The organism is Borrelia crocidurae (assembly GCF_000825665.2).
Taxonomy (GTDB): domain Bacteria; phylum Spirochaetota; class Spirochaetia; order Borreliales; family Borreliaceae; genus Borrelia; species Borrelia duttonii.
This window is the reverse complement of record NZ_LN609267.1, coordinates 130,374-135,375: the sequence shown is the minus strand read 5'-3', so window position 1 is coordinate 135,375 and position 5,002 is coordinate 130,374. Positions and strand designations below refer to the sequence as shown.

The 5,002-nt window shown below is 28.4% G+C and carries 3 protein-coding genes; all 3 read left to right on the top strand.

All coding sequences use genetic code 11. The annotated features are described in order from the left end of the window. Positions 1-93 precede the first annotated feature (93 nt). Genes BN1173_RS00700 through recA form a run of 3 tightly spaced genes read left to right on the top strand, consistent with a single transcriptional unit; the run spans position 94 to position 4,878 of the window. Positions 94-1,038: a tetratricopeptide repeat protein gene (locus BN1173_RS00700; RefSeq protein ID WP_012537905.1), complete on the top strand. Its 945-nt coding sequence runs from the start codon at positions 94-96 to the stop codon at positions 1,036-1,038. A 35-nt stretch (positions 1,039-1,073) separates the two neighbouring features. Further along, positions 1,074-3,776, top strand: a complete 2,703-nt coding sequence (gene greA, locus BN1173_RS00695) for a transcription elongation factor GreA (protein ID WP_040235899.1) — start codon at positions 1,074-1,076, stop codon at positions 3,774-3,776. A gap of 10 nt (positions 3,777-3,786) precedes the next feature. Next, a complete protein-coding gene (recA, locus tag BN1173_RS00690) occupies positions 3,787-4,878 on the top strand; it encodes a recombinase RecA (RefSeq protein ID WP_040235898.1) in 1,092 nt (363 codons plus the stop codon). Positions 4,879-5,002 lie beyond the last annotated feature (124 nt).

Genomic DNA, 5,002 nt, shown 5'->3' with positions numbered 1-5,002 from the left:
GTTTTAAGTGGATGTTAGTTTGACTAAAAATTTATTAATGTTATAATTATGTAAGTCGTTTGGGATTTATACATATTGTAAAGTGGTAGGAATGTGTCATCAGAAAAAATCGCGGAATTAATCAAAGATATTTATTTAAGTTTCAAAAAAGGTGATTTTAAAACAGCTTTGATGAAATCAGAAGAAGCGCATTCTCTTGATTTTGACAATGTTGAAATTTTGACGGCTTTAAAGAGTTCTGTATATTGGAATGGTCAAATTGAAAGTCTTGATAGAATAGATAAGGATTATGAAAAGGCCGAATTTTTAACAAGAGAATGGAATAATTTTGCTAGAAGATATTTAAAAAAAATGAATTTTGATTTTATTCAAGGGCGTAACTCAATTAAGTATTTTGTATTTCAGTTATGTTTGAATATATATCAAAATATATATAGGTTACAACCAGAAAATCTAGACATTTTAATAAAGATTGCTAAGTCTTATAAAGGAATGGGTAATTATGAGAGAGCTATAGCTGTTTTTTTACAAATATTGGGAGATGCAAAGGATAATGCAGATGTGGTTGCTGAGCTTGCTGATTCTTATGCTCTTATTGATGAGATTAAAGAAGCCAAGGTATTGTTTAGAGAAGCTTTTTTTATTAATCCTCAAAAGATCGATATAGATGCGCTTGAATCTGAAATGATACTTAAATTAGTAGAAGCTATTAAGAGTGATAGAAATATTTCTGATACTCTTATTAAAGAGTGGATACCTGTTTATGGTGCACTTAATGGTGTTTTTAATATAAAAAGAGAATTGAGGCCTATTGAGCTTGGTCATTTAAAGCAATCTGTTTATAGTTTGCGTAATGAACTTAAAGAAAAGTCTTATAGATCAATAAATGAGAGCATATTGCTTCCAAGGCTTATTAATAAATATTTTTGGCTTATTGATCATTATGTAAGGATAAAAGAAGATCGTGTTAGAATCGATGAAATTTTATCTTATATTAAAGAAATAGATATAGGAATATATCAGCAATATGTCAATTAGATTGGTTTTAATAAAATTGATATTAGGAGAGTTGAATGTCTAATATTACTATAGAAAGATTAGATAATATCTTGCAAGAGGATAAATGGACAAGAATAGTTGTTAACAATTATTCTCTTGCTAAGATAAAGGAATTGGATGAGTTAATAGATAATATAATTTCTGAAAATTTAACAGAAGAAGCTTTGGATATTTGTGGTAAGCATTTAAAAGATATCAAGAAGAGTATTGCTGGTCTTTATATTTCAGGAATGCTTATATATAGTAGAAGACCACTTAATGATATGAGTTTGCTTACAGTTGTAGATTTGTTTTCTCAGAACTTAAAGTGGTCTCTTGTTGAGCATATATGTCACAAGATGCTTTTAACTTCTGAGAATAAGCATGCACTCTATACACTTGCAAAGATATATGCACAAAATAATGAAAATGATAAGTTGCCAAGTATTTGGATGCGTATTGTTGAATCTGATGTTGATGATACTGTTTTTGTAAGACAACTTGCTACTCATTATGAGAATGTTGATTTGCAAAAATCAATATATTTTTTTAGAAAGGCTATTTATCGTTTTATAGATAAAAAACAAATGTCAGGCATTAGAGAAATATGGTCTAAGTTAATAAGATATGTCTCTGATGATTTTGATTCCTTTTTGTTAATCCTTCAGAAAGTTGAAAAAGAACTTGGTTTTAAAAAGGTAGTGGTTCTTTATGAAGATTTGTATGAACATTATTCTGTAAGTGGCAATATCGATGAGACAATAGAAATTTTAAAAGGAATTTTAAAACTTGATAATAAAAATCAGAAAGCAAGAGAAAATTTAGTGATTTTTTTAAGAGAAAAGTATAAGGATGTTAATAATATCGAAGAGTATCTTGAAAAGTCTGATATTGAAAATTTAGATAAAAATTTTGTTGATGTTTATTCTGATTTTGAAAAATATTTGTTTTTTGCTAAAGGCAATTTTGTTTATCATCAGACTTGGTTTGTAGGAATAGTTAAAGATGTAAATGATCAGGGTATTTTAGTTGATTTTGTATCTAAACGCGGACATTTTATTAGTTTTGATATGGCTATATCTGCTTTATCTCCTCTTGAGAGGGAAGATATTAGAGTTTTAAAGGCTATTAAACCTAAAGAAGAGCTTGTTGAGCATCTAAAGAGAGATATTGAATGGGCGTTAAAAGTAATTATTAAAAGTTATAAGTCGATTGATCTTAAAGGGATTAAAAGAGAACTTGTTCCAAGTTTAATGACTCAGAGTGCTTGGAATTTATGGAGTGTGAAAGCTAAACAAATTTTAAAAGATAATCCTCATTTTGTTATGGCATCTGGAAAAGCTGACTGTTATATATATAATGAGCGAGCTTCTAATTTTAATGAAAAGATTTATGATAAATTTAAGGTAGAAAAAGATTTTTATAAAAGATATGAAATTTTTATGCATTATTATACTTCTGGTGGTATTGTAAAAGATTCACATATTGAAGAAGAAATGTTAAATTATTTTTTGATTTATGTTAATAATTTTGCAAAAGTTGATCATTATGTTATAAGTTCTTACGTAATACTTAAATCTTTAAAAAATTTTGATGATAAGATTGCTTTAAAAATTAATATTGAAAGAGATATTACTTTAGAAGTTCTCTTGAAGGAATATTCTAAGAGTATAGTTGATCTTTTTGATGCTATTTTGAATGCAGATATTAAAAAGGAATTGATATCTTTGATTAAAGAAGAATTGGTTGATTGGGTTGATTATTATAAGCAGCTTTTTCCTTGTTATGTGAATAAAAAATTAATTGATTCTCTTTATAAAGAAGATATAAAAGAAACCGAACATCTTTTTAATTATGTTACCAAGAATTATAAGATGTATAAAGATGCTTATATTTGGATTTTAAAACATTATACTTCTTATTCTCTTAATTTAGATTATTCTGATGCAGAGTTATTGGTAAATTTGATTAAAATTTTAACAGATAGTGTTATTAAGATTAATAATAAAAATAATTCTGTTGCTAATAAGCGGATTTATAAGATGGTAAGTAATCTTTTAATTAAAGATAAATATCTTAGTATTGTTTTAAGTAATGTTATGGATGAGGAACTTGCTAAGAGGATATATATGACTTGTTTTTACATAAGAGATTTTCCGCCAAAAGATTTAATACATATTAAAACTGCAATAAGGACTGTATTTGGTAATATTGAATTTGAAGACGAGAAGATGCAAGTTTCAGGAGATAAGGTTGAGATAGGATTTTTAACTATTTTAAGTTCTCTTAGCAAAAAGCAAAAAGAATTACAATATTTAAAAGATGTAGAAATACCAGAAAATTCGAAAGAAATTGGTAAGGCACGTGAACTTGGTGATTTAAAAGAAAATGCAGAATATCATTCTGCAAAAGAGAGACAACAGTTTTTAACAAAGAGATTAAATACTCTTATGTCTGAAATAGATGTTGCTAAGGTTATTGATATTAAAGAACTTCAAAGTTCTGTTGTTGGATTTGGAACGAAAGTTACTATGATTAATAAAGATACGGAACTAGAGGAGTCTTATTTAATATTTGGTCCTTGGGAATCAAATCCTGATGAAGGTATTATATCTTATAAATCACCTTTTGGAGAAAATTTGTTAGATTCTCGGGAAGGTGATAGTCTTGATTTTGTTATAAATAATACTCATTTTCAATATTATGTTAAGAAGATAGAGCCTGCCAAAATTAATTGAGAGAGATAAGATGTCAAAATTAAAAGATCCAATGGATGATTCTTTGAAAAATAAATTGAACAAAGAAAAAGCTATTGAACTTGCTAGAATGCAAATAGAGAAGGATTTTGGAAAAGGAAGTCTTATTAAAATGGGAGAATCTCCTGTAGGAAAATTTTTAGAGAGCATACCTAGTGGTTCTATTTTGCTTGATGAGGCAATTGGTATTGGTGGGTATCCTAGAGGTAGAGTAGTGGAAATTTTTGGTCCTGAGTCTTCTGGTAAAACTACTTTAACTCTTCAAGCAATTGCTGAGATTCAAAAGACAGGTGGAATTGCGGCTTTTATTGATGCTGAACATGCTCTTGATCCTGTTTATGCAAGGGCCTTGGGTGTTAATATTAATGAACTTTGGCTTAGTCAACCCGATACAGGAGAACAAGCTCTTGATATTGCTGAATATTTAATTAGAAGTGGTGGAGTTGATTTAATTGTTGTTGATTCTGTTGCGGCTTTGACGCCACAAGCAGAAATTGATGGCGAGATGGGTGATACTCAAATTGGACTTCAAGCAAGACTTATGAGTAAGGCTTTAAGGAAAATTACAGCCATACTTTCAAAATCTAATACTTGTATTATGTTTATTAATCAAATAAGAATGAAAATTGGTTTAGTCTTTGGTAGTCCAGAGACTACTACTGGAGGAAATGCTTTGAAATTTTATTCTTCCCTTCGTCTTGAAGTTAGAAAGGTTGAGCAAGTTATAGGCAGTTCTTCGGATAATGTTATTGGTAACAAGATAAGAGTTAAGGTTGTTAAAAATAAAGTGGCACCTCCTTTTCGTAAAGCTGAACTTATAGTTTATTTTGGTAAAGGTATTTCGCGTGAGGCGAGTATATTAGATGCTGCTATTAAATATAATTTGGTTCAAAAATCAGGTTCTTGGTATGCTATGGGAGATGATAACTTAGGACAAGGTAGAGAAAATGTTATTGAGTATCTTTTTAAGGAAAAAGCCCTTGCAAATGAACTTGAAAATAAACTTAGAAAAATGATATTTGAAAGTCCTAGTCAAGATTCTCTTACAGTTGATATTTCTAAGAGTGAGGAAAATAAAGAATAAAATAAAAAATGATGAATTTAGATAATTATTTGATTGTTTGTAATGATTTTGAAGGAGAAATAGGGGTCTTTTTTGATTACATAAGAAATAAAAGAGAAATTAAGTAAGATTTTGAATTTACATG

Bases quoted from the DNA above. Each gene is read 5' to 3' on its own strand.
- greA (WP_040235899.1), top strand. From the start codon at position 1,074: ATGTCTAATATTACTATAGAAAGATTAGATAATATCTTGCAAGAGGAT.
- recA (WP_040235898.1), top strand. From the start codon at position 3,787: ATGTCAAAATTAAAAGATCCAATGGATGATTCTTTGAAAAATAAATTG.